17 protein-coding genes are annotated in these 21114 nt (G+C 63.2%); 2 read left to right on the forward strand and 15 right to left on the reverse strand.

The window, feature by feature from the left end; all coding sequences use genetic code 11:
- The 12 genes from BMI88_RS16075 to BMI88_RS16130 form a co-directional block, all read right to left on the reverse strand.
- Positions 1–876 carry an MBL fold metallo-hydrolase gene (locus tag BMI88_RS16075; protein WP_078550345.1) on the reverse strand — a complete coding sequence of 292 codons (876 nt, stop codon included), beginning with the start codon at positions 874–876 and terminating at the stop codon, positions 1–3.
- Between the two features lie 83 nt (positions 877–959).
- Positions 960–1868 carry an MBL fold metallo-hydrolase gene (locus tag BMI88_RS16080; protein WP_078550347.1) on the reverse strand — a complete coding sequence of 303 codons (909 nt, stop codon included), beginning with the start codon at positions 1866–1868 and terminating at the stop codon, positions 960–962.
- A 112-nt stretch (positions 1869–1980) separates the two neighbouring features.
- Positions 1981–2682, reverse strand: coding sequence for a ribulose-phosphate 3-epimerase (gene rpe / locus BMI88_RS16085; protein ID WP_078550350.1), 702 nt, complete (start codon positions 2680–2682; stop codon positions 1981–1983).
- A gap of 15 nt (positions 2683–2697) precedes the next feature.
- Positions 2698–5025: a VWA domain-containing protein gene (locus tag BMI88_RS16090; protein ID WP_078550352.1), complete on the reverse strand. Its 2328-nt coding sequence runs from the start codon at positions 5023–5025 to the stop codon at positions 2698–2700.
- A gap of 12 nt (positions 5026–5037) precedes the next feature.
- Positions 5038–5874 (reverse strand): CbbQ/NirQ/NorQ/GpvN family protein, encoded by an 837-nt coding sequence (locus tag BMI88_RS16095; RefSeq protein ID WP_078550355.1) that lies wholly within the window; start codon positions 5872–5874, stop codon positions 5038–5040.
- A gap of 85 nt (positions 5875–5959) precedes the next feature.
- On the reverse strand, positions 5960–6325 hold the full coding sequence (locus tag BMI88_RS16100; RefSeq protein WP_078520682.1) for a ribulose bisphosphate carboxylase small subunit: 366 nt from the start codon (positions 6323–6325) through the stop codon (positions 5960–5962).
- 41 nt (positions 6326–6366) lie between these two features.
- Positions 6367–7800 (reverse strand): form I ribulose bisphosphate carboxylase large subunit, encoded by a 1434-nt coding sequence (locus BMI88_RS16105; protein ID WP_078540934.1) that lies wholly within the window; start codon positions 7798–7800, stop codon positions 6367–6369.
- A gap of 71 nt (positions 7801–7871) precedes the next feature.
- Entirely contained in the window at positions 7872–8951 is a 1080-nt protein-coding gene (fba, locus tag BMI88_RS16110) for a class II fructose-bisphosphate aldolase (protein WP_078540936.1), read from the reverse strand.
- Between the two features lie 44 nt (positions 8952–8995).
- Positions 8996–9997: a type I glyceraldehyde-3-phosphate dehydrogenase gene (gene gap / locus BMI88_RS16115; RefSeq protein ID WP_078550358.1), complete on the reverse strand. Its 1002-nt coding sequence runs from the start codon at positions 9995–9997 to the stop codon at positions 8996–8998.
- 13 nt (positions 9998–10010) lie between these two features.
- A complete protein-coding gene (tkt, locus tag BMI88_RS16120) occupies positions 10011–11984 on the reverse strand; it encodes a transketolase (protein ID WP_078550713.1) in 1974 nt (657 codons plus the stop codon).
- 17 nt (positions 11985–12001) lie between these two features.
- A complete protein-coding gene (locus BMI88_RS16125) occupies positions 12002–12874 on the reverse strand; it encodes a phosphoribulokinase (RefSeq protein WP_078550360.1) in 873 nt (290 codons plus the stop codon).
- 3 nt (positions 12875–12877) lie between these two features.
- Positions 12878–13873: a class 1 fructose-bisphosphatase gene (locus BMI88_RS16130; RefSeq protein WP_078550362.1), complete on the reverse strand. Its 996-nt coding sequence runs from the start codon at positions 13871–13873 to the stop codon at positions 12878–12880.
- A 107-nt stretch (positions 13874–13980) separates the two neighbouring features.
- Here BMI88_RS16130 and BMI88_RS16135 point away from each other — a divergent pair, with 107 nt between their 5' ends.
- A complete protein-coding gene (locus BMI88_RS16135; protein ID WP_078540940.1) occupies positions 13981–14910 on the forward strand; it encodes a LysR family regulator CbbR in 930 nt (309 codons plus the stop codon).
- 47 nt (positions 14911–14957) lie between these two features.
- On the forward strand, positions 14958–15929 hold the full coding sequence (locus BMI88_RS16140; protein ID WP_078550364.1) for a quinone oxidoreductase: 972 nt from the start codon (positions 14958–14960) through the stop codon (positions 15927–15929).
- Positions 15930–16052: 123 nt separating this feature from the next.
- On the opposite strand, the gene BMI88_RS16145 is transcribed toward BMI88_RS16140, so the two are convergent.
- The 3 genes from BMI88_RS16145 to glgA are packed head-to-tail and all read right to left on the reverse strand — an operon-like array spanning position 16053 to position 21111.
- Positions 16053–17678, reverse strand: coding sequence for an alpha-D-glucose phosphate-specific phosphoglucomutase (locus tag BMI88_RS16145; protein ID WP_078550366.1), 1626 nt, complete (start codon positions 17676–17678; stop codon positions 16053–16055).
- Complete coding sequence (glgX, locus tag BMI88_RS16150) at positions 17675–19693, reverse strand: glycogen debranching protein GlgX (protein WP_078550368.1); 2019 nt, start codon at positions 19691–19693, stop codon at positions 17675–17677. The genes BMI88_RS16145 and glgX overlap by 4 nt, the downstream gene beginning before the upstream one ends.
- Positions 19690–21111, reverse strand: coding sequence for a glycogen synthase GlgA (glgA, locus tag BMI88_RS16155; RefSeq protein ID WP_078550370.1), 1422 nt, complete (start codon positions 21109–21111; stop codon positions 19690–19692). Before glgA ends, glgX begins: the two co-directional genes overlap by 4 nt.
- Positions 21112–21114 lie beyond the last annotated feature (3 nt).

Consider the following 21114-nt stretch of genomic DNA (forward strand, 5'->3'; position numbering starts at 1 on the left):
CTATTCGAATTCCATTTCCTCGTAGACGACGCCCGCGTTCTTCGTCGCCAGTTCCTCGAACGTGTCGAGGTTTTTGTAGGGGCTCTGATCCACGTAGTAGGCCTCGGCCAGATCGCCACCATTGTCGATATGCTCACCGATCTTGTCGCGCAGATATTTCAGATAACCCGTCGTGCCGCGCGTGACCTTGTCGAGATTGGTCGGATGGCCGTGACCGGGGATGATAAAGGCGGGCTCCAGCGGTGCGAATTTGGTTTCGAAGGTCTCGATCCAGCAGCTCGTGCAGGTGCCCGAGAAGATCGGCGGCATCCGTTCAGAGAAAGCGATATCGCCTGCGATCATGAACTTCTGTTCGGGCAGCCAGACCTGCGTATCGCCGGGGCTGTGCGCAGGGCCGAGATGCATCACTTCGATGGTCATGTCGCCCATCTCGATGACGCGCTTGTCCTCAAAGGTCTCGGTGGGCAGCTTCGGATCGGTGCCCTCGGCGGTCTCCTTGCCGTAATTTTTCAGCGCCTCGAAAGCACCGCCCGCGTCATGCTCGAACTCGGCCGCCGCATCGACATGGGCGAGCACCGGCACGCCCTGTTCGATCCAGTAATTATTGCCGAGCATCGCATGGCCCTGACCGTTCTCGTTGATCACCAGCTTCACCGGCTGATCGGTCACCGCCTTGATCTCATCATGCAGCGCGCGGGCGAGCTGATAGGACGCGCCGGAATTCACCACGACCACGCCATCGCCGGTGACGATGAAGCTGAGATTGTTGTTATGGCCCGCATTCTCATAGGTCGGCGGTGCGGTCGCGCCGATCGAGGTCCAGACGCCGGGGATCACCTCATAGGGTTTCGAATAGAGCACGGAGCCGGGATACATGTCCGGCACGTCCTCCGAGGCGAGCGTGGGGCTTACATGAAGAAGCCCCGCCAAGACGCTGGTCAAAAGAAGTTTTTTCACCCTCAGACCTCCGGCACGTAGCGATAGGCGTCGCCGTCGCGCTCGACCCGGCCCAGACCACCTTCGGGCAGGTGATAGCCGATGATCGGCAGCTTATCGGTCGCAAGCTGATCCAGCAGCGCCACGCGGGTCTTTGCGCCCAGCTCCGGGTTCTGATCCGAGCCCGCCTCCATGCCCGGCGCCGCGAAGGCGAGGTAGTGGTTCACGATCGCATCGCCGATGATGAAGGCCTGCGTGTTGCCGTTCTTGACGTGGAAGGACATGTGACCGGGCGTATGGCCGGGGGTCATCTGCGCCATGATGCCGGGCAGGATTTCCGCGCCATCGCCGAAAGTGTCGATCTGATCTTCAAGGATTTCGAGGCGCCGCAGCGCGCCGGCCGCGAAGGTCTTGCGACCGTCGTCGATCGTGTCGAGCGTCTCGGGATTCAGCCAATATTCGAACTCGTCCTTGCCCATCATGTGCTGGGCGTTGGCGAAGAACGGCTCGTCGAAATCGTCGAGCACGCCCCAGAGGTGATCCGGGTGGCCGTGGGTGAAGACGACATGGGTCACGTCATCGGGCGCGACTTCGAGCGCATCCATCGCTTCCATCAGCTTGCCCGCCGAGGGCATGAAATCATTGCCCGAGCCCACGTCGAACAGCACCGTGTTGGTCCCGTCGCGATAGAGCGTGACATTGCAGGGTGGCTCGACCGAGTCTCCGGTGATGCCGTAGCTCTCGAGGATCGGCTTGGCGTCGGGATTGTCGCTCACGAAGCTGAGCGGCAGGACGAGATTGCCATCGGACAGCGTGTCGAGCCGGGCCGACCCCATTTCGAGGGTCTGAGCGGCGAAGCTGAGCCGGGGAAGGGCGGTCATGGCGCCCATCGCCAGCCCTCCGCGCAGAATGGTGCGTCGCGTGAAAGTCATGCCAGTCCTCCCTTACTGGTATTCAATTCCACGAATATGAACGAGAGGCGGCGGCAGGGCAAGCGATCAGATCACAAGAATGCGACCGTGCCGCCCCGCGCAGTTCCGGCCGTCATTGCGCCGCTTTGAGAGCGCCCTGAGCCGCCTCGCGGATCGCGCGCATATTCGCGCCATAGACCTCGGGTTTGTCGACCGAACCGCCCTTGAAGACCGCAGAGCCCGCCACGAAGCAATCCGCACCGGCTTCGACCAGCGGGCCGACCGTGGTCGGATCGACGCCGCCATCCACCTGAATGTGAATCTCGCGATCGCCAATCATTTCGCGCACTTGGCGGACCTTGTTGACGCTGCCGGGGATGAATTTTTGGCCACCAAAGCCGGGGTTCACGCTCATCACCAGAACCATATCGACGAGGTCGAGCAGTTCCGAAATCACGTTCGCGGGCGTGCCGGGGTTCAGCGATATGCCGCATTTCACGCCCTGCGCCTTGATCGCCTGCAGCGTGCGATGCGGGTGCGGACCGGCCTCCCAATGGGCGACGATCATGTCGGCGCCAGCCTCGGCATAGGCCTCGATGTAAGGGTCGACCGGCGCGATCATCAGGTGGACGTCCATGAAGGTCTTCACATGCGGGCGGAATGCTTTCACGGCGGGCGGGCCGAAGGTGAGGTTCGGCACGAAATGCCCGTCCATCACGTCGACATGGACCCAATCGGCCCCCTGATCTTCGATGGCGCGGATCTCGGCGCCGAAGTTGGCGAAATCGGCCGACAGGATCGAGGGCGCGATCTTGATGGAACGGTCAAAGCTCATGGGGTCCTCCGGGGATCATTTCGTCAGTTGCGCGAACAGGGTCGGCAGTTTCTCGGGCAGGCGCTCGACCTGATCGATCACGGTGAAGTTGTTGGCCCCGAAGATGCGCGACACATAGGCGTCGGCCTCGGGGTCCAGCGTCAGACAATAGCTGTTAATGCCGATCTGCTGGAGTTCCGCAACCGCCTTCTTGGCATCCATGCGCAGATATTGCGGGTCGCGCTCGTCGATATCGGCGGGTTCGCCATCGGTGACGATCAGTAGCAGCTTATGCGCCTCGGGACGCAGCGACAGGTGATGGGCGGCATGACGCATCGCGGCGCCCATCCGGGTCGAGAGCCCGCCCTTCATGCCCGCGAGGCGGCCTTTGACCTCGGGGTCGAGCTTCTGCTCGAAATCCTTGAAGCGCTGATATTGCACGTCGTGGCGACCGTCCGAGGAAAAGCCGTGGATCGCGAACGGGTCGCCAATGCCCGAGATTGCCGAGGCCACCAGCGCCGAGGCTTCGCGCGTCAGCTCCAGCACGGTCTTGTCCGAGCCGCGCACGGTTTCGTTCGTGCTCTCCGACAGGTCGAGCAGGATGCAGACCGCCAGATCGCGCCGGTTGATGACGTTGCGCATTGTGATCCGCATGTCGGGCTGCATCCCGATCCGCTGCATCACCATCGCATCGACGGCGGCGTTGATATCCAACTCGTCGCCATCCTCCAGCCGCCGCTGGCGCGAGATACCCTGCGGGCGCAGCCGGTCGACGATCTGTTTGATGCGATGCCGGATGCCGCGATGCGCAGTCAGGATCGTGTCGATCTCGTCCGGGTCGCCCATCGGCGGGCGGTGTTCATAGACGGTCGACCACGACGGGCGCATCAGCTGCACCTTGTAATCCCATTCGCCATAATGGAACGGGTCCGAGATCGGGGCCTTGCCCTCCATCTCGTTATAGCTGACGCCTTCATCCTCGTAGGGGAACAGCTCTGACGACAGCACCCAGACCTCCTGCGCATCGTCGCCCGCGGTCTCGACATCGACCTCGTTGACGAATTCCATCAGGCCCACGCGCTTGCGCACTTGTCCTTGGGCAGGCTGGTAGGCGTTCTGGTTCGACCAGTCGTAATCCGAGAGCGACCAGATGAAGCGGTTGTCGTCGCGATACGGAATTTTCAGAGATTCGAGAATGCGAAGGGACGGCACCGCGCGGCGCTGCGCGAGCAGGTTGAACAGCTCGACCCCCAGCGACCAGGAGAACATCGTCTCGCGCGCATTGCCCGCAATCTCGCCGTGGAAGGTCTCGACGAGATTGTCGATCTCCAGATCGCCGGTGCGGGTGCCGGGCGTGTTGAGCGCGCGGGCCACCTTTTCCAGCAGATACATCGTCTCGTGTTCGTATTGCCCTTGCGGCGTTTCCGGCATCAGCCGGTCGAACATCGCGCGCAGCCCCGGAAAGGCCTGCGTCGCGCAATATTCGACGCGGGCATCCTCGATCATGCCGATCAGGAAGATCTGCGCGGGGTTGAGCGCTTCCTGCCCCAGCCCATGATCGGAATAGACGATATGGGCCGCCATATGGGCGCACATCGCGCGGTAGAGATCGAGGCCGGAGGCACCGTTGATCCCGTCCACGGCATCGGGCAGATGCAGCGCGCCGTCCTCGATGAAGGGGCGGAACCCTTCGAAGTCGGCGGCAGAGGGACGCAGGAAGAAATCGCGGGCCCAGAAGGCGCGGAGGTAGAAGTTCAAGCGGCGCTGGCTGTCGATGAAGAGCGTACCGCGGCGTTCCTGTTTCAGGACCGCTCGGCTGTCTTCCGAAACAAGACCGAAGTAATCCGCCTGTTTCGGCAGGTCGCGGCGATAGGCTTCGGCGCCGAAATCCACCCAGCGGCGTAGGCCCGAAAGCGTGAGTTTGCTCAGCAGCTCTTCGAGCACGCCGAACATCGGACGCAAGCCCCGCGGCGCGCGGGCGGCCAGACGGTGCAACAGCGCGAGATAGCCGCGCAGCAGTTCCGGATCGCCGAAGCGGTTGGCGGCGCCGGGCAGCGTGTCGAGCATCAGCACCAGAATTTCGCCCGACACCATCGAAGCCAGCTTTAGCACCGCGCCCACCACGTCGCGGATCACGTCCTCGCCGCATTCCTTGGCGACCTGCGGCATCTCGTCGAGATACGAGATCAGCAGGCGCGGCCCCTTGCCGAGCGAGGTCATGGCCTTCGCGCCGTCCATGTAATCCTTCAGCCCGGCGGGCGACATCATCCGGGCCGCCTCGTGGAAGAGCCCGTCGAGGGTCTCCTCCAGCTCCGGCGCGGATTTGATCAGATCGGCGGCGTAATCGTCGAGATCGACCTTCATCGGACGCGCTCCTTACGCCACCTTCGAACTGTCGGTGATCTCGGGGAAGAAGGTCTGGACGGCCGCCTGCAACGTGTCGCGCATATCCGCGTCATCGGTCAGCGGCTCCACCAGCGCCATCTGGCAGGCGGCGGGCGCGGGAATGTCCTGCGAGATCAGCTGGCCTGCATAGACCAGAAGGCGCGTCGACATGCCCTCATCGAGCCCGTGGCCCTTGAGGTTGCGCGAGCGTTCGGCCACCTGCACGAGCCGTTCGGCAGTCTTCAGGTCGATCCCGGCCTCGTGGCTGACAATCTCGGCCTCGGTCGCGGCCTGCGGGTAGTCGAAACTCATCGCGCCGAAGCGCTGCTTGGTCGATTGCTTGAGGTCCTTCATCATCGACTGGTAGCCGGGGTTGTACGAGATCACGACCTGAAAATCGGGATGCGCGTCGACCAGCTCGCCCTTCTTTTCCAGCGGGAGCTGGCGGCGGTGGTCGGTCAGCGGGTGGATCACGACGGTGGTGTCCTGACGGGCCTCGACGACCTCGTCGAGATAGCAGATCGCGCCGATCCGCGCGGCCACGGTCAGCGGGCCGTCTTGCCACTTGGTGCCGTTGATATCCAAGAGGAACCGCCCGATCAGGTCGGAGGCGGTCATGTCCTCGTTGCAGGCCACGGTGATCAGCGGGCGCTGCAGCTTCCACGCCATATATTCGACGAAACGCGACTTGCCGCAGCCCGTGGGGCCCTTGAGCATCACCGGCATCCGCACGTCATACGCGGCGGCATATTGCTCGATCTCGTTGCCGACGGGCCGGTAATAGGGCTCGGTCTTCACACGGAACTGGTCTGGGTCGATATCGCTCATGGGCGGCTCTCCGTCGCGCAGGAAAATCCAAGGAAAATGGGGCAGGGCGGGCCGCCGCGATCGGCAGCCCGCCCCTCGTGTCAGATCAGGCAGAGGCCGACATGTCGGCGCGGTGCACCACCATCGAGGTGCCCTGCGTCTGCTTGAAGTTGTCGTAGCCCACGAGGCGGACATGGTTGCCCGGGTTCGCCTTCTTGCACATCTCGATCTCGCGGAAGATCGCATCGACATCGGTTTCCCCGAACATCGGCAGCTTCCACATATACCAGAAGTTCGACCGCATATTCTCGGGCTCGGTATGCTCGATGGCCGGGTTCCAGCCCTTCGAGACGATGTACTCCACCTGCTTGCGCAGCTCATCGTCGTTGAGCTGGGGCAGATAGGAGAAGGTGCCCATCTTGCGGCTGTTCGGGTCCGAAATACGCGAGCCGTAATCTTGCATTTCACTCATGGTGTCAGTCCTTTCTCAGGCGTTGGTGGGAGGGGCGCGCCTTAGCGGTGCGCCACGTCCAGCTTGTCCACGGTGTCGAACTCGAACTTGATCTCTTTCCACGTCTCCATGGCGATCTTGAGTTCGGGCGAGTGCTTGGCGGCCGAGGTCATGATGTCTTTCGACTCCTTCTCGAGATCGCGACCCTCGTTGCGTGCCTTGACGCAGGCCTCGACCGCGACGCGGTTTGCCGCTGCGCCGGCTGCGTTGCCCCAGGGGTGGCCCAGCGTGCCGCCGCCGAACTGAAGGCAGCTGTCATCGCCGAAGATGTTGACCAGCGCGGGCATGTGCCACACGTGGATGCCGCCCGAGGCCACCGGGAGCACGCCCGGCATCTGGCCCCAGTCCTGATCGAAGAAGATGCCGCGCGAGCGGTCTTCCTTGACGTATTTGTCGCGCATCAGGTCGATCCAGCCGAGCGTCGCTTCGCGGTCGCCTTCGAGCTTGCCGACGACGGTGCCCGAGTGCAGGTGGTCGCCGCCAAGAAGGCGCAGCATCTTCGCGAGAACGCGGAAGTTGATGCCGTGCTTGGGGTGGCGGTCGATCACGCCATGCATCGCGCGGTGGACGTGCAGCAGCATGCCGTTATCGCGGCACCAGCGGCTCAGCGAGGCCTGCGCGGCCCAGCCCATCGTGAGGTAGTCCGACATGATGATCGGCGAGCCGATCTCTTTGGCGAACTCGGCGCGCTTATACATCTCTTCGATGTTCGGCGCGGTGACGTTCAGGTAGTGGCCCTTGCGCTCGCCGGTCTCGCGCTCGGCTTTCTCGATCGCTTCCTGACAGAACTCGAAACGGTCGCGCCAGCGCATGAAGGGCTGCGAGTTGATGTTCTCGTCATCTTTCGTGAAATCGAGACCGCCCCGCAGCGCCTCATAGACTGCGCGACCGTAGTTCTTCGCCGACAGACCCAGCTTCGGCTTGATCGTGCAGCCGAGGAAGGGGCGACCGTATTTGTCGAGCTTGTCGCGCTCGACCTGAATGCCGTGGGGCGGGCCGTCGCAGGTGGTCACGAACCACAGCGGGAAGCGAACGTCTTCAAGGCGCAGCGCGCGGACGGCCTTGAAGCCGAACACGTTGCCCACGAGCGAGGTGAAGACGTTGACGACCGAGCCTTCCTCGAACAGGCCCATCGGGTAGGCGATGAAAGCGTAGTAACTCTCGTCGTCGCCCGGCACGTCCTCGATCGCATAGGCGCGACCCTTGTAGTAGTCGAGATCGGTCAGAAGATCGGTCCAGACGGTGGTCCAGGTGCCGGTCGAGGATTCCGCGGCGACGGCGGCTGCGGCTTCCTCACGCGGAACACCCGCCTGCGGCGTGATCTTGAAGACGGCGAGCACGTCGCTGTCCTTCGGCGTGTAGTTCGGTTCCCAGTAGGTTTCACGGTACTCTTTGACGCCGGCGCTGTATTTACCGGGATTTGCATGCTGGTTCATCGGGGTCTCCTTGTCTCCCTAAATCCGATATCTGCGGCCCCGGGCGCTCGACTGCCGGGATCGCGGGTGTGTCAGGCGGCTTTTGCAGCCGAAATCACCGGGTCGAGCGATCCGTCGGCATAGCGCTTGGCCATGTCGTCGAGGTCGATCACCTTGATCTTGCTGGCATTCCCGGCAGTGCCGAAACGCTGGAAACGGTCGAGGCAGAGCTTCTCCATCTCTTCCATCGCGGGGATCATGAATTTGCGCGGGTCGAATTCGGTCGGCTTGTCCTGCGCGACCTTGCGGAACTGAGCCGTCAGCGCCATCCGGTTGTCGGTGTCGATATTCACCTTGCGCACGCCCGACTTGATGCCGCGCTCGATCTCTTCGACCGGGACGCCGTAGGTCTGGGGCATCTCGCCGCCGGACTCGTTGATCAGGTCCTGCAGATATTGCGGAACGCTGGACGAGCCGTGCATCACGAGATGGACGTTCGGGATCTTCGCGTGGATCTTCTCGATCTGGCTGATCGCGAGGATGTCGCCCGTGGGCTTGCGCGAGAACTTGTAGGCGCCGTGGCTGGTGCCGCAGGCGATCGCCAGCGCGTCGACCTTGGTCAGCTTGACGAAATCGAGCGCCTCGTCGGGATCGGTCAGCAGCTGGTCATGGCTGAGTTTGCCAACCGCGCCCGAGCCATCTTCCTCCGCCGCTTCGCCGGTCTCGAGATTACCGAGCACGCCCAGCTCGCCCTCGACCGAAGCGCCGACCCAATGAGCCATGTCGGCCACGCGCTTGGTGATCGCGACATTGTAGTCCCAATCGGCGGGGGTCTTCATGTCTTCCTTCAGCGAACCGTCCATCATGACGGAGGTGAAGCCGTGGCGGATCGCGGTGAGGCAGGTGGCCTCGTTATTGCCGTGGTCCTGATGCATGCACAGCGGGATATCGGGATACATCTCCGACAGCGCCTGGATCATGTGGCGCAGCATGATGTCGCCCGCATAGCTCCGCGCGCCGCGCGAGGCTTGCATGATGACGGGGGCGTCGCATTTCGCCGCCGCCTTCATGATGGCGATACCCTGTTCCATGTTGTTGATGTTGAACGCCGGCACGCCGTAGCCGTATTCCGCGGCGTGATCGAGCAATTGTCTGAGCGTAATCAATGCCATATCAGGTGTTCCTTACGTTGTGGGCCAAACGGTTCGAACCGCGGTTAGAGAAGCTTTCCCATCGCGACGGCGGTATCGGCCATGCGGTTGGAGAAGCCCCATTCATTGTCGTACCAGCTGAGGATGCGCACCATCCGGCCGTCCATCACCTTGGTCTGGTCCATGTGGAAGACCGACGAGTGAGGGTCGTGGTTGAAGTCGCTGGAAACATTGGGTTTGTCGGTATAGCCGAGGATACCTTTCATCGGGCCGTCAGCGGCCGCGCGGATAGCCGTGTTGACCTCTTCGACGGCGGTGTCCTTCGCGGCCTCGAAGACCAGATCGACCACGGAGACATTGGGCGTCGGCACGCGGATCGCGACGCCGTCGAGCTTGCCATTGAGCTCCGGCAACACGAGGCCAACGGCCTTCGCAGCGCCGGTCGAGGTCGGGATCATCGACAGCGCAGCGGCGCGGGCGCGATACATGTCGGAATGCATCGTATCGAGCGTCGGCTGGTCGCCGGTATAGCTGTGGATCGTCGTCATGAAGCCTTTCGAGATGCCGATGGCGTCATTGAGCGCCTTGGCGACCGGCGAGAGGCAGTTCGTCGTGCAGGACGCGTTCGAGACGACCAGATCGTCCTTGGTCAGCGCACCGTCATTGACGCCGAAGACGATGGTCTTGTCGGCACCGGCTGCCGGGGCGGAGACCAGCACGCGCTTCGAGCCGTTCTCGAGGTGGAAGGCCGCTTTCTCCCGCGCGGTGAAGATGCCCGTGCATTCCATCGCGATGTCCACGTCGCCCCAGGGCAGGTCCTTGGGATCGCGGATCGCGGTGACCTTGATCTTGCCGCGGCCTGCGTCGATCCAGTCCTCGCCGGTGGTGACCTCCTGCGGGAAGCGGCCGTGGACGCTGTCGAATTGCAGCAGATGGGCGTTGGTTTCGACCGGGCCCAGATCGTTGATCGCGATCACTTCGATATCGGTGCGACCCGATTCAATGATCCCGCGCAGCACGTTGCGGCCGATACGTCCAAACCCGTTGATGGCAACTTTAACCGTCATTCTCGTTAGTCCTTCAGATCAGTTCTTTTGCATCCGAAACAATCGCTTCGGACGTGATGTTGAAGTGTTTGTAGAGCGCCGGGGCAGGGGCCGAGGCCCCGAAGCCGGTCATACCCACGAAGCGGTCCTCGGGGCGCAGGAAGAGATTCCAGCCCTGACGGATCGCCGCTTCGCAGCCGACGCGCGGGGCATCACCCAGAACCTCGGCGCGATACGCCGCGTCCTGTTTCTCGAAGAGTTCGAAACACGGTGCGGAGACGACCGCCGCCTTGATCCCTTGCTCGGCCAGCTGGTCGGCTGCCGCCATCGCGATCTCGACCTCGGACCCGGTGGCGATCAGCGTCACGTCGCGGGCTTCCGGTGCCCGGAGCAGATAAGCGCCGCGGGCGGTGAGGTTCTCGTCCGTGTGTTCGGTGCGAACCGTCGGCAGACCCTGACGCGAGGCCACGATCATCGTCGGCGTGGCCGTCGAGGTCATGGCGATTTCCCAGGCCTCGGCGGTCTCCACCGCATCAGCCGGCCGGAGGATGAGCAAGTTTGGAATGGCTCGGAGCGAGGCCAAATGCTCTACCGGCTGATGGGTGGGACCGTCCTCGCCGAGGCCGATCGAGTCATGGGTCATGACATAGCAGGTCGGCACGCCCATCAGCGCCGACAAACGAATTGCGGGGCGGCAGTAATCGGCGAAGGCCATGAAGGTGCCGCCATAGGGCCGCAGCCCGCCATGCAGCACGATCCCGTTCATCGCGGCGGCCATGCCGTGCTCGCGAATGCCGTAATGGATGTAATCGCCGGTGAAATCCGTGGGCGTGATCGATTTCATGCCCGAGGATTTCGTCAGGTTCGAACCGGTCAGATCGGCCGAGCCGCCGACGGTGAAGGGCAGGGTGGCGTTGACCACTTCCAGCGCCATCTGGCTCGCCTTTCGGGTCGCGACCTTGGGCTTGTCCTCCGACAGCTTGCGCTTGTAGGCGGCGATCGCGGCGGTCAGAGGGCTGGTGTCAGCCTCTTCGGCGGCGAGGAATTCGGCGCGGGCGGTTGCGGTGTTCAACCGCTGTTCCCACTCCGCCCGCGCCCGCGCGCCTCGCGACGCGATCCGGCCCCATTCGTCGTAAATCGCCGCAGGGATGTCGAAGGGCGGATGATCCCAATGCAGCTGCTTGCGCGCGGCGGCGATTTCCGCGTCGCCGAGCGGTGCGCCGTGGACATCGTGGCCGCCTTGCTTGTTCGGCGCGCCGAAGCCGATGATGGTGCGGCAGGCGATCATCGAGGGGCGCGGATCCTGACGGGCAGTCTCGATCGCATCGGCGATCTCGGTCGGCGTATGACCGTCGCATTCGAGCACGTGCCAGCCCGCCGCCGCGAAACGCGCTTTCTGATCCATCGAGGTCGACAGATCCGTGTCACCGTCGATAGTGATCGAATTGTCGTCCCACATCACGATCAGTTTGCCGAGCCCGAGATGCCCCGCGAGGTCGATCGCCTCGTGGCTGATCCCTTCCATAAGGCAGCCGTCGCCCGCGATGACATAAGTGAAATGATCCACCAGATCAGTGCCATAGCGCGCGTTCTTCATCTTCTCGGCAATCGCCATGCCGACTGCGGTGGCGATCCCCTGACCGAGCGGCCCGGTGGTCACTTCGATCCCCTCGGCATGACCGTATTCCGGGTGGCCAGCAGTGCGCGAACCCAGCTGGCGAAACGCCTTGATCTGGTCCATGCCCATGTCTTCATAACCTAGCAGATGGTTGATCGCGTAGATCAGCATCGAGCCATGACCCGCCGACAGAACGAAGCGATCGCGGTCGGGCCATTTCGGCGCGGTGGGATCGATATTGATGAAGCGGTTGAACAGAACGGTTGCCACATCGGCCATGCCCATCGGCATCCCGGGATGGCCCGAATTGGCCTTTTGCACCGCATCCATCGCAAGCGCACGGATCGCATTCGCCATGCGCGTTTCTTGAGTGATTTGAATGTCTTTCATCACCTTGTTCATCCTTCTCAAGCCCGCTTCGATTCACGCACGATGCGCTCGATGAGGGGGGTGAGGATCAGCTGCATGGCCAGATCCTGACGGTTGCCGGGAATGACGATCGAGTTGGCGCGGCTCATCCAGGAGCCGTTGATCATCGAGGTGAGATAGGGGAAATCGATGCCGCGCGGGTTCTTGAAGCGGATCACCACGAGGCTCTCATCCGCCGTCGGAATCCACCGCGCCACGAACGGGTTCGAGGTGTCGACGACCGGCACGCGCTGGAAGTTGATATCCGTCTCGGTGAATTGCGGCGTGATGCAGTTCACGTAGGAATGCATGCGGCGCAGGATCACGTCGGTGACCGCTTCCGTCGTGTAGCCCCGCGAGGCGCGGTCGCGATGGATTTTCTGAATCCATTCGAGGTTGATCACCGGAACCACGCCGATCTTCAGATCCGCCAGCGCCGAGAGGTTCACCTCGTCATTGACCACGCAGCCGTGCAGACCTTCGTAGAAAAGCAGGTCGGATTCGTCCTCGAAATCGCTCCATTCGGTGAAATGACCGGGCGGCGTGCCCCATTTCTCGGCCTCGGCATCGTCATGGACGTAATGGCGGGTCTTGCCCTTGCCGGTTTCGCCATATTCACGAAAAACGCGCTCCAACTCCCTGAGTTCATTGGCTTCATAGGAGAAGTGGGAAAAGCCCTGATCGCCCGCGTCATAGCGCTTTTGCAGCTCTTCCTTCATGTCGGCGCGGTTGTAGCGGTGGAAGGCGTCCCCCTCGATCGAGACCGCGGAAATCCCTTCGCGACGGAAGATCTGATCGAAGGTCGATTTCACCGTCGAGGTGCCTGCACCGGAAGAACCGACGACGGAAATGATGGGGTGTTTCTTGGACATGGATTAGCTCCGGAAGAGGCCGCGGGTGTTGAAGAGCGCGTGGGCTTCATCCTGCGGCAAGTCGTGATAGGCGGCGACGCGGGCGACCTTGCTGGCCGAGCCGAAGACGAAGGGCGTGCGGGCATGCAGCCGGTCGGGTGTCGCGGACATGATGGGATCGGCACCGTCGGTGGCCTCGCCGCCGAGCTGCTCGATCAGCATCGCGATCGGTGCGCATTCATAGACGTGGCGCAGACGGCCGTGCTCGTAGCCGTCGCGGTCGTCGCCCGGATAGAGGAAGACGCCGCCGCGCGAGATGATGCGATGGGTTTCGGCCACCAGAGAGGCTATCCAGCGCATGTTGAAATTGCGCCCGCGCGGACCTTCGGCACCGGCGACGAGATCGTCGATGAAGGCACGGATCGGCTGCGGCCAGTGGCGATAGTTCGACGCGTTGATCGCGTATTCCGAGGTCTCGGAGGGCAGGGGCTTCGGATCGGCAACGCGGCGCCAGATGTCGCTGCCGGGCTCGAGAACCCATTGCTGCACACCCTTGCCGAAGGTCACGACCAGCGCGGTCTGCGGCCCGAAGATAATGTAGCCGCCCGCGATCTGCTCATTGGCCGGGCGCAGGAAGCTGGCATCCATGTCGTCGGCGGCCTCAAAGATCGAGAAGATCGTGCCGATCGAGACATTCACATCGATATTCGAGGACCCGTCGAGCGGATCGATGGCCAGCGCGAGCGTGCCGGTCCCGAAATCGACCACCTCGTCTTGTTCTTCCGAGGCGTAATGGCGGACCGCGCCACCTCGCAGCGCATCCATGAAGGCCTCATCCGCGATCACGTCGAGCGCTTTCTGACCGTCGCCGCCGGCGTTGGTGCCTGCGGCCTCAGCCAGATTTCCCTCGAGCCCGTTGCGCGCAATCATGCGGGCAAGCTGGGCGCCGACGCTGGTCAGGCGGGTCATTGTGTCGGCAAGATCGGCAGAAATACCGAGGCCGTCGAAACTCACGGACATCTTCTTCTCCTCCAAAGTCGATGTTCTTGTGAGCCAGACCATTGCCCGGATCGAATTTTTATGAAATTTAAATAAAGGGAACATGCGTTAAGGAAAATTGAAACTACATGCGGATGAACGCTGTAACGCTGAAGCAATTGCGCGCGCTTGATGCGGTGGCGCGGGGTGGGTCTCTGACGGCCGCCGGGGAAAGCCTGAACCTCACAACGCCCGCAATTCATACGCAAATTCGGGGTTTGGAAGATGCGGTCGGGATGAAGTTGATCCAGCGCGCCGTCGACGGTGCGGGATCCGAGCTGACCGAGGCCGGCAAGGCGTTGCGCGAAACCGCGCTGCGGATCGAGGACAACTTGTCGCAGGCCGAGGCGACGCTGAGCGCCATCGCGCGCGGGCAGGTGGGTCGGATTACGCTGGGCGTCGTCTCGACCGGGAAATATTTCGCGCCGCGGCTGGTGAAGATGCTGCAAGACGCCCATCCCGAGATCGAGGTCGCGCTGCGCGTGGGCAACCGCTCGGCCATCATCGAGGGAATCGAGCGCGGCAGTTTCGACATCGCCGTGATGGGTCGTCCGCCGCGCCATCCGCCCGTCGTGGCCGAACCGATCGGCCAGCATCCGCACGCGCTGGTCGCGCCGCCGGACCATCCGCTGATTTCCAAGGCCGACGATCTGGAGCAGCTTTTCGGCGAGACCTTCATCTCGCGCGAGGAAGGATCGGGGACGCGTATCCTGATGTCGCGCTGGCTCGACCGGGTCGGCGATGGGCGGCTCTATGACACGCTGGAGATGGACAGCAACGAGACGATCAAGCAGGCGGTGATGGCGGGTCTCGGCATCGCGTTTCTCAGCCTGCACACGGTGACGGACGAGCTGGAGACCGGACGCCTGGCGCTGATCCCGGCGCCGGGATTGCCTCTGATGCGCCACTGGTTCCTCGTGCGCCGCGAGAGCGAGCGCCCGCGCGAACTGGCGCTGCGCGTCTGGGATGAGATCGTAGAGATGAACGGAGCCTTCCTGCCGCATCCGATCCCGGATTGACGCCGGGGCCGCGCGCAGTACCTTTGCGCGGCAACAGGGAGGAAAACATGACTTATGCGATGGCAATCTCGCGCCCCGGCGGGCGCGACCAGTTCCACAAGATCGAGATCGAGGTCCCCAAGCCGGGTCCGGGCGAAGTCACTTTAAGACATACCGCTATCGGATTGAATTTCATCGATGTTTACTTCCGAACGGGGCTCTATCCGTGGCCCGTCGAGAGCGATCTGATCACCGGTGGCGAAGCGGCGGGTGTAATCGAGGCGGTCGGCGATGGCGTCGATCTGCAGGTCGGACAGCGCGTGGCCTATACGCAGCCCAACGGCGCTTATGCCAGCCACCGGGTGATGGCCGCGAAAAACGTTGTGCCGATCCCGGACGATATTTCCGATGAGGTCGCGGCGGCGGTGATGCTCAAAGGTCTGACCGTGCATTACCTGATCCATCACTCATATCCCGTAAAGTCTGGCGACACCGTGCTTTTCCATGCGGCGGCCGGTGGCGTCGGCTCGATCGCGGGACAATGGCTGAAGGCCAAGGGCGTGCGCGCGATCGGCACGGCTGGCGGGCCTGAGAAATGCGCGCGGGCGCTCGAGCACGGCTATGACGCGGTGATCGATTACCGGTCCGAGGATTTCGGCGCGGAGGTCAAACGGCTCACCGATGGCGCGGGCGTCGCCGCGGTTTATGACTCGGTCGGCGCGGATACGGTGATGACGTCGCTCGATGTGCTCAAGCGGTTCGGCACGCTGGTGTGCTTCGGACAGAGCTCCGGACCGGCGGATCAGTTCAAGATCGGCGATCTGGCGCGCAACTCGCTGTTCCTGACGCGTCCGACCTTGTTCCAGCACACGGATCAACCGGGCTGGTTGCGCAACTCCGCCGCAGAACTCTTTGAGATGATTGGGAAAGGCGAGATCAAGATCGACGTGCCACAGACGTTTTCTTTGGAGGATGTCGCCGCTGCCCATGAGGCTCTGGAGGGCCGGAAAACGGTCGGGAGCACGGTTTTGACCCCATAATGGGCGTCAAACTGCACTGTTAATTTACATAATACCGATTATCGGTATAACGCTGGTATGAAAACGGGGGGCGATTTCAGCCCCCCGACTTTGTTTTTCGACAGGATTTGCCACCTGATGGGATCAGGTGATGACGTCGGGTTTCTCGCGCCCCGTACGTTCACGGATGCCCACTAGCGCCTCTGTCGCCCGGATGATCGGTGCGAGTGCACCTTGCGGATCATGGTCCAGCCCATCCGGTCCCGGCGCATAGCGCTCGAGATACACGCGCAGCGTCGCGCCCTCGGTGCCCGTGCCCGACAGACGCAGCACGACGCGCGAGCCGCCCTCGAACAGAATACGGAAACCCTGACCTTCCGCGACCGAGCCATCGACCGGATCGGTATAGGAAAACTCGTCTGAGCTTTCGACCGTAAGTCCTTCGACCTGCGTCCCTTTCAGCTCTCCAAGGCGGCTGCGCAGATCGTCCAGCATCGCCTCTGCCTGCTCGGTCGGCAGCGCCTCGTAATCGTGGCGCGAATAGTAGTTGCGACCGTAGCGCGCGAAATGATCGGCCATGATCTCGGCCACCGACATCTTGCGAACGGCTAGGATGTTGAGCCACATCAGCACCGCCCAGAGCCCGTCCTTCTCGCGCACATGGTCGGAGCCCGTTCCGAAACTTTCCTCGCCACAGAGCGACACGCGCCCCGCATCCATCAGGTTGCCGAAGAACTTCCATCCCGTCGGCGTCTCGTAGCAATCGAGGCCAAGCGCCTCGGCCACCCGATCCGCCGCCGCAGAGGTCGGCATCGAGCGCGCGACACCCTTCAGCCCGTCCTTGTAGCCCGGCACGAGATGCGCGTTCGCGGCCAGCACCGCGAGACTGTCCGACGGCGAGACATAGGTGCCCGCGCCGAGGATCATGTTCCGGTCGCCATCGCCATCCGAGGCCGCGCCGAAATCCGGGGCACTTTCGCCCATCATCTCATCCATCAGCTCATGCGCCCAGGTCGGGTTCGGATCGGGATGCATGCCGCCGAAATCCGGCAGCGGCGTGCCATGCGTGACGGTCCCGGCCGGTGCGCCGAGGCGGTTCTCGAAAATCTCCACTGCGTAAGGTCCGGTGATGGCGCACATCGAGTCCATCCGCATCCGGAAGCCCGCTTTAAAGACGTCCCGCAACGCATTGAAATCGAATATCGTTTCCATCAGGTCGGCATAGGCGCTCACCGGATCGACGACTTCGACCGTCATCTCTCCCAGCGGCGTCTCGCCAAGGCGGTCCAGATCGGGATCTGCCGCATCGAGCAGATGATACTCACGGATTTCTTGCGTGCGCTTGTGGATCGCCGAGGTGATCGACTCCGGCGCAGGCCCGCCATTGGCGCTGTTGTATTTGACGCCGAAATCTTCCTCCGGGCCGCCCGGATTGTGGCTGGCCGAGAGGATGATCCCACCATCCGCCTGGCGCTGCCGGATCAGGTTCGACGCGGCGGGCGTGGACAGCCACGCACCCTGCCCCACGATCACCCGCGCAGCCCCGTTGGCGGCCGCCATTTTCAGGATCGTGCCTGCCGCTTCCCGTCCGAAATAACGCCCGTCACCGCCAAGAACCAAGGTCTTGCCGCGCACACCGCCGATCGCGTCGAAGGTCGATTGCACGAAATTCTCGAGGTAGCTTGGCTGCATGAAAACGCGGGTTTTCTTGCGCAGCCCCGAGGTGCCGGGTTTCTGGCCGTCGATGGTCTGGGTCGCGTGGCGGGTCATGATTTCTCCTGCACTGTGGCGCGGGTAAAGACTTGAACGGATTGTGCGGCAAGGCAAGCCTCGGGGCCGTCGATTTGTTCCGCTTTCTGTCCGGGCAAGGCGGAATCGAGCGCGCGAGTCCAGCGGCCCGGCGGCAATTTCACTTCGCGCGCGGGGCCTGCGTTGAGGATCACGTAGACCGCCTCGCTGCCGGCCTCGCCGGCCGGACCTTCGGCAGCGCCGCGAATCTCGACGCCGATGCAACGCAGCTCGGGATCGTTCCAATCATGCGGTTCGGGTTCCTCACCAGAGGCAAGCCGCCAGATCAGATCGCGCATCCCGTCCTGCTTGCGGATCAGCGAGTGCAGATAGCGGTTTTGCCGCAGGACGCGGTGATCTTTTCGTATCTGGATCAGATGCTTGACGAATGTTTTTAAAGTGTCGTCGGGCACGGTCCAGTCGATCCAGCCGATCTCGTTATCCTGCGCATATGCGTTGTTATTGCCGCCCTGCGAATTGCCGATTTCGTCACCGGCCAGCAGCATCGGCACGCCTTGGCTCATCAGCAGTGTCGCAAGCAGCGCGCGTTTGCGCAGGGCCTGCGCTTCGACGCTCTCCAGCGCTTCCGAGAAATTCGCGTCATGGCCGTCGCGGTTTTCCTCGCCATTTGCGAGGTTCTGCTTTTCGCCATAGGAAACAAGGTCTTGCAGCGTGAAGCCGTCATGGGCGGTGATGAAATTCACCGAGGCCGTAGCGGGCCGCCCCATCTGGTCGAAGATCTCCGCCGAGCCCGCGACGCGACGCGCCAGATCGCCCGCCATGCCCCGGTCGCCGCGCCAGAACCGGCGCGCATCGTCGCGGAAGCGGTCGTTCCATTCGGTGAACGGATGCGGGAAGCCACCCAGGTAATAGCCGCCCGGCCCGATATCCCAGGGCTCCGCGATCAATTTCACCCCTCGCAGCACCGGATCTTGCTCAATCGCGGTGAGAAATTGTGCATGCGCCTCAACCGCTCCCGAGGTGCCGCGCGCCAGCGTCGCCGCCAGATCGAAGCGGAAGCCATCGACGCCCATCTCCTCGACCCAATGGCGCAGGCAATCCATCACGAGCCGCAGACAGAGCGGGTTCGACAGGTCCAGCGTATTGCCGGTTCCGGTCTCGTCGATGTAGGCGCCCTCGGGCGTCAGGCGGTAATAGCTCGCATTGTCGATCCCACGCAGACTGAGCATCGGCCCGATCGCATTGCCCTCGCCCGTGTGGTTGTAGACGACGTCGAGGATCACCTCGATCCCGGCGCTATGGAAGCGCCGCACCATCTCGCGGAATTCGGCGCGCGGATCGGCGCCGGAATAGCGCGGCTCAGGCGCGAAATTGGCGATGGGCTGATAGCCCCAGTAATTGCTCAAGCCCTTCTCGACGAGGAAGCGGTCATCGAGAAAGGCGCAGCTCGGCAGCAGTTCGATCGCGGTGATCCCGAGATCGGTGAGATGCGACAGGATCGGATCGGAGGCGAGCCCCGCCCAGGTGCCGCGCAAGGCTTCGGGCACGTCCGGATGGGTCATCGTGAGCCCCTTGGGATGGGCCTCGTAAATCACTGTCTCCGACCAGCTATGCTGCGGCCGATCCCATTCGGGCCGCGCGATCTCGGCCACCACGGATTTCGGCGTGACGCTCGCGCTATTGCGCCGGTCAGGCTTGGATTTCCCATATTGCATAGGGGCTTGCCAGCTGATCTTCGAGTCGATCTCGCGCGCATAGGGGTCGATCAGAAGCTTCGCCGGGTTGAACCGATGCCCCGCCTCGGGCGCCCAGGGCCCATGCACCCGGTAGCCGTAGCGCGCCCCCGGCTTAAGACCCGCAACGAAGCCGTGCCATGTCGGCCCGGTGCGCCCCGGCAGGTCGATCCGCTGCTCGCCAGATTTGGTGAACAGGCACAGCTCCACCCGCTCGGCATAGGCCGAGGCCAGCGCGAAGTTCACGCCGCCCTCGCAGGGCGTGGCGCCCAGCGGGTCCGGTTTTCCGGGAGTAATCTTCATCGGCCGAGGAGCGCGTCATAAAGAGCGGCGTAGCGTGCGGCCGAACCGTCCCAGCCCCAGTCGGTCTTCATTGCTCGGCGCTGCATCGCGGCCCAGCCCTTGCGATCGCCGTGTAGCGCGATCAGCTTCATCAGCGCCTGCCGCAACGCGAGATCGTCGACGGGATGGAAGACGATACCGGTCGATGCGCCTGCGGCCTCGGTTGCAGGGGTCGCGCCCACCACCGTATCGGCGAGGCCGCCCACGGCGGAGACCACCGGCAAGCACCCATAGCGCAGCCCGTAGAGCTGGGTCAGTCCGCAGGGCTCGAAGCGCGACGGCACCAGCACCGCATCGCCGCCTGCATACATCCGATGGCTCAGCGCCTCGTCATAGCCGATCTTCACGCCGACCCGGCCGGGGTGGCGCGCGGCAAGGTCGCGCATCGCGTCTTCCGCCCAACCGTCGCCCGATCCCAGCACCGCAAGACCGCCGCCCGCCTCGAGATAGGGTCCGAGCGCAGGTGCGATCAGGTCGATACCCTTCTGTGGCGTCAGGCGCGAGATCAGGATCGCCAGCGGTCCCGGCACATCGAGATCAAATTCGGCCTCCAAAGCTTTGCGGTTCTTCGATTTTCCGCCGGGTTTCGCCGCCGAGAAAGAGCTCACTTCCGGATCGGTCTCGGGGTTCCAGACATCCAGATCGATCCCGTTGAGAATACCGTGCAGGTCACCCGCGCGCGCCTGAATGACACCTTCCAGCCCCATGCCGAACTCGCCGCGCATCAACTCGTCTGCATAGCGCGGGCTGACCGTGGTGATCGCGCTCGCCGCGACCAGCCCGGCTTTCAGCGTCGAGATATCGCCCCAGAATTCCACGCCTTCGCGGGTGAAATCCCAGGTCTGCAGCCCGAGCGCCGCCAGCTTGTCGCGGCCGAACCGGCCCTGAAACGCGATGTTGTGGATCGTCATCACCGTCGGAATGCCGGTGCCGCGCAGATACCACGGCACGAGCCCGGTCTGCCAATCGTGGCAATGCACCAGATCGGGCTGCCATTTGCCTGCACCCTCGCGCGCAATCTCGGCGGCGACGAAGCTGAGGGCGGCGAAGCGTTCCGCATTGTCGGGATAGTCGCGCCCGTCTTGCGAATACGGGCCCCCGTCCCGGTCGAACAGATGGTCGGCCTGCAGCGCCAGCACCTCCATGCCGCCCGCCTTGCCCAGCACCAGACGCGCCGGGCCGCCATAGAGGCTCTCGCTTTCCCATACGGGTTTCGGTGATTTCAGCTTTTTCAGAATCCTGCGATAGGCCGGGATCATCACCCGCATCTCCCAGCCCTGCCCTTTGAGCGCGGCGGGCAAGGCGCCTGCCACATCGGCCAGACCGCCCGTCTTGATCAGCGGAACCGCTTCTGACGCAACCGAGAGCACGCGTTTCATATC

Source organism: Thioclava sp. F36-6, assembly GCF_002020305.1.
GTDB classification, from domain to species: domain Bacteria; phylum Pseudomonadota; class Alphaproteobacteria; order Rhodobacterales; family Rhodobacteraceae; genus Thioclava; species Thioclava sediminum.

Excerpts from the sequence above, each read along its gene's own strand:
- BMI88_RS16100 (WP_078520682.1), bottom strand. The coding sequence starts at position 6,325 with ATGAGTGAAATGCAAGATTACGGCTCGCGTATTTCGGACCCGAACAGC.
- glgA (WP_078550370.1), bottom strand. The coding sequence starts at position 21,111 with ATGAAACGCGTGCTCTCGGTTGCGTCAGAAGCGGTTCCGCTGATCAAG.
- BMI88_RS16140 (WP_078550364.1), top strand. The coding sequence starts at position 14,958 with ATGACTTATGCGATGGCAATCTCGCGCCCCGGCGGGCGCGACCAGTTC.
- rpe (WP_078550350.1), bottom strand. The coding sequence starts at position 2,682 with ATGAGCTTTGACCGTTCCATCAAGATCGCGCCCTCGATCCTGTCGGCC.
- tkt (WP_078550713.1), bottom strand. The coding sequence starts at position 11,984 with ATGAAAGACATTCAAATCACTCAAGAAACGCGCATGGCGAATGCGATC.
- BMI88_RS16090 (WP_078550352.1), bottom strand. The coding sequence starts at position 5,025 with ATGAAGGTCGATCTCGACGATTACGCCGCCGATCTGATCAAATCCGCG.
- BMI88_RS16105 (WP_078540934.1), bottom strand. The coding sequence starts at position 7,800 with ATGAACCAGCATGCAAATCCCGGTAAATACAGCGCCGGCGTCAAAGAG.
- BMI88_RS16130 (WP_078550362.1), bottom strand. The coding sequence starts at position 13,873 with ATGTCCGTGAGTTTCGACGGCCTCGGTATTTCTGCCGATCTTGCCGAC.
- gap (WP_078550358.1), bottom strand. The coding sequence starts at position 9,997 with ATGACGGTTAAAGTTGCCATCAACGGGTTTGGACGTATCGGCCGCAAC.
- BMI88_RS16080 (WP_078550347.1), bottom strand. The coding sequence starts at position 1,868 with ATGACTTTCACGCGACGCACCATTCTGCGCGGAGGGCTGGCGATGGGC.
- glgX (WP_078550368.1), bottom strand. The coding sequence starts at position 19,693 with ATGAAGATTACTCCCGGAAAACCGGACCCGCTGGGCGCCACGCCCTGC.
- fba (WP_078540936.1), bottom strand. The coding sequence starts at position 8,951 with ATGGCATTGATTACGCTCAGACAATTGCTCGATCACGCCGCGGAATAC.
- BMI88_RS16135 (WP_078540940.1), top strand. The coding sequence starts at position 13,981 with ATGCGGATGAACGCTGTAACGCTGAAGCAATTGCGCGCGCTTGATGCG.
- BMI88_RS16075 (WP_078550345.1), bottom strand. The coding sequence starts at position 876 with ATGTATCCCGGCTCCGTGCTCTATTCGAAACCCTATGAGGTGATCCCC.
- BMI88_RS16145 (WP_078550366.1), bottom strand. The coding sequence starts at position 17,678 with ATGACCCGCCACGCGACCCAGACCATCGACGGCCAGAAACCCGGCACC.
- BMI88_RS16095 (WP_078550355.1), bottom strand. The coding sequence starts at position 5,874 with ATGAGCGATATCGACCCAGACCAGTTCCGTGTGAAGACCGAGCCCTAT.
- BMI88_RS16125 (WP_078550360.1), bottom strand. The coding sequence starts at position 12,874 with ATGTCCAAGAAACACCCCATCATTTCCGTCGTCGGTTCTTCCGGTGCA.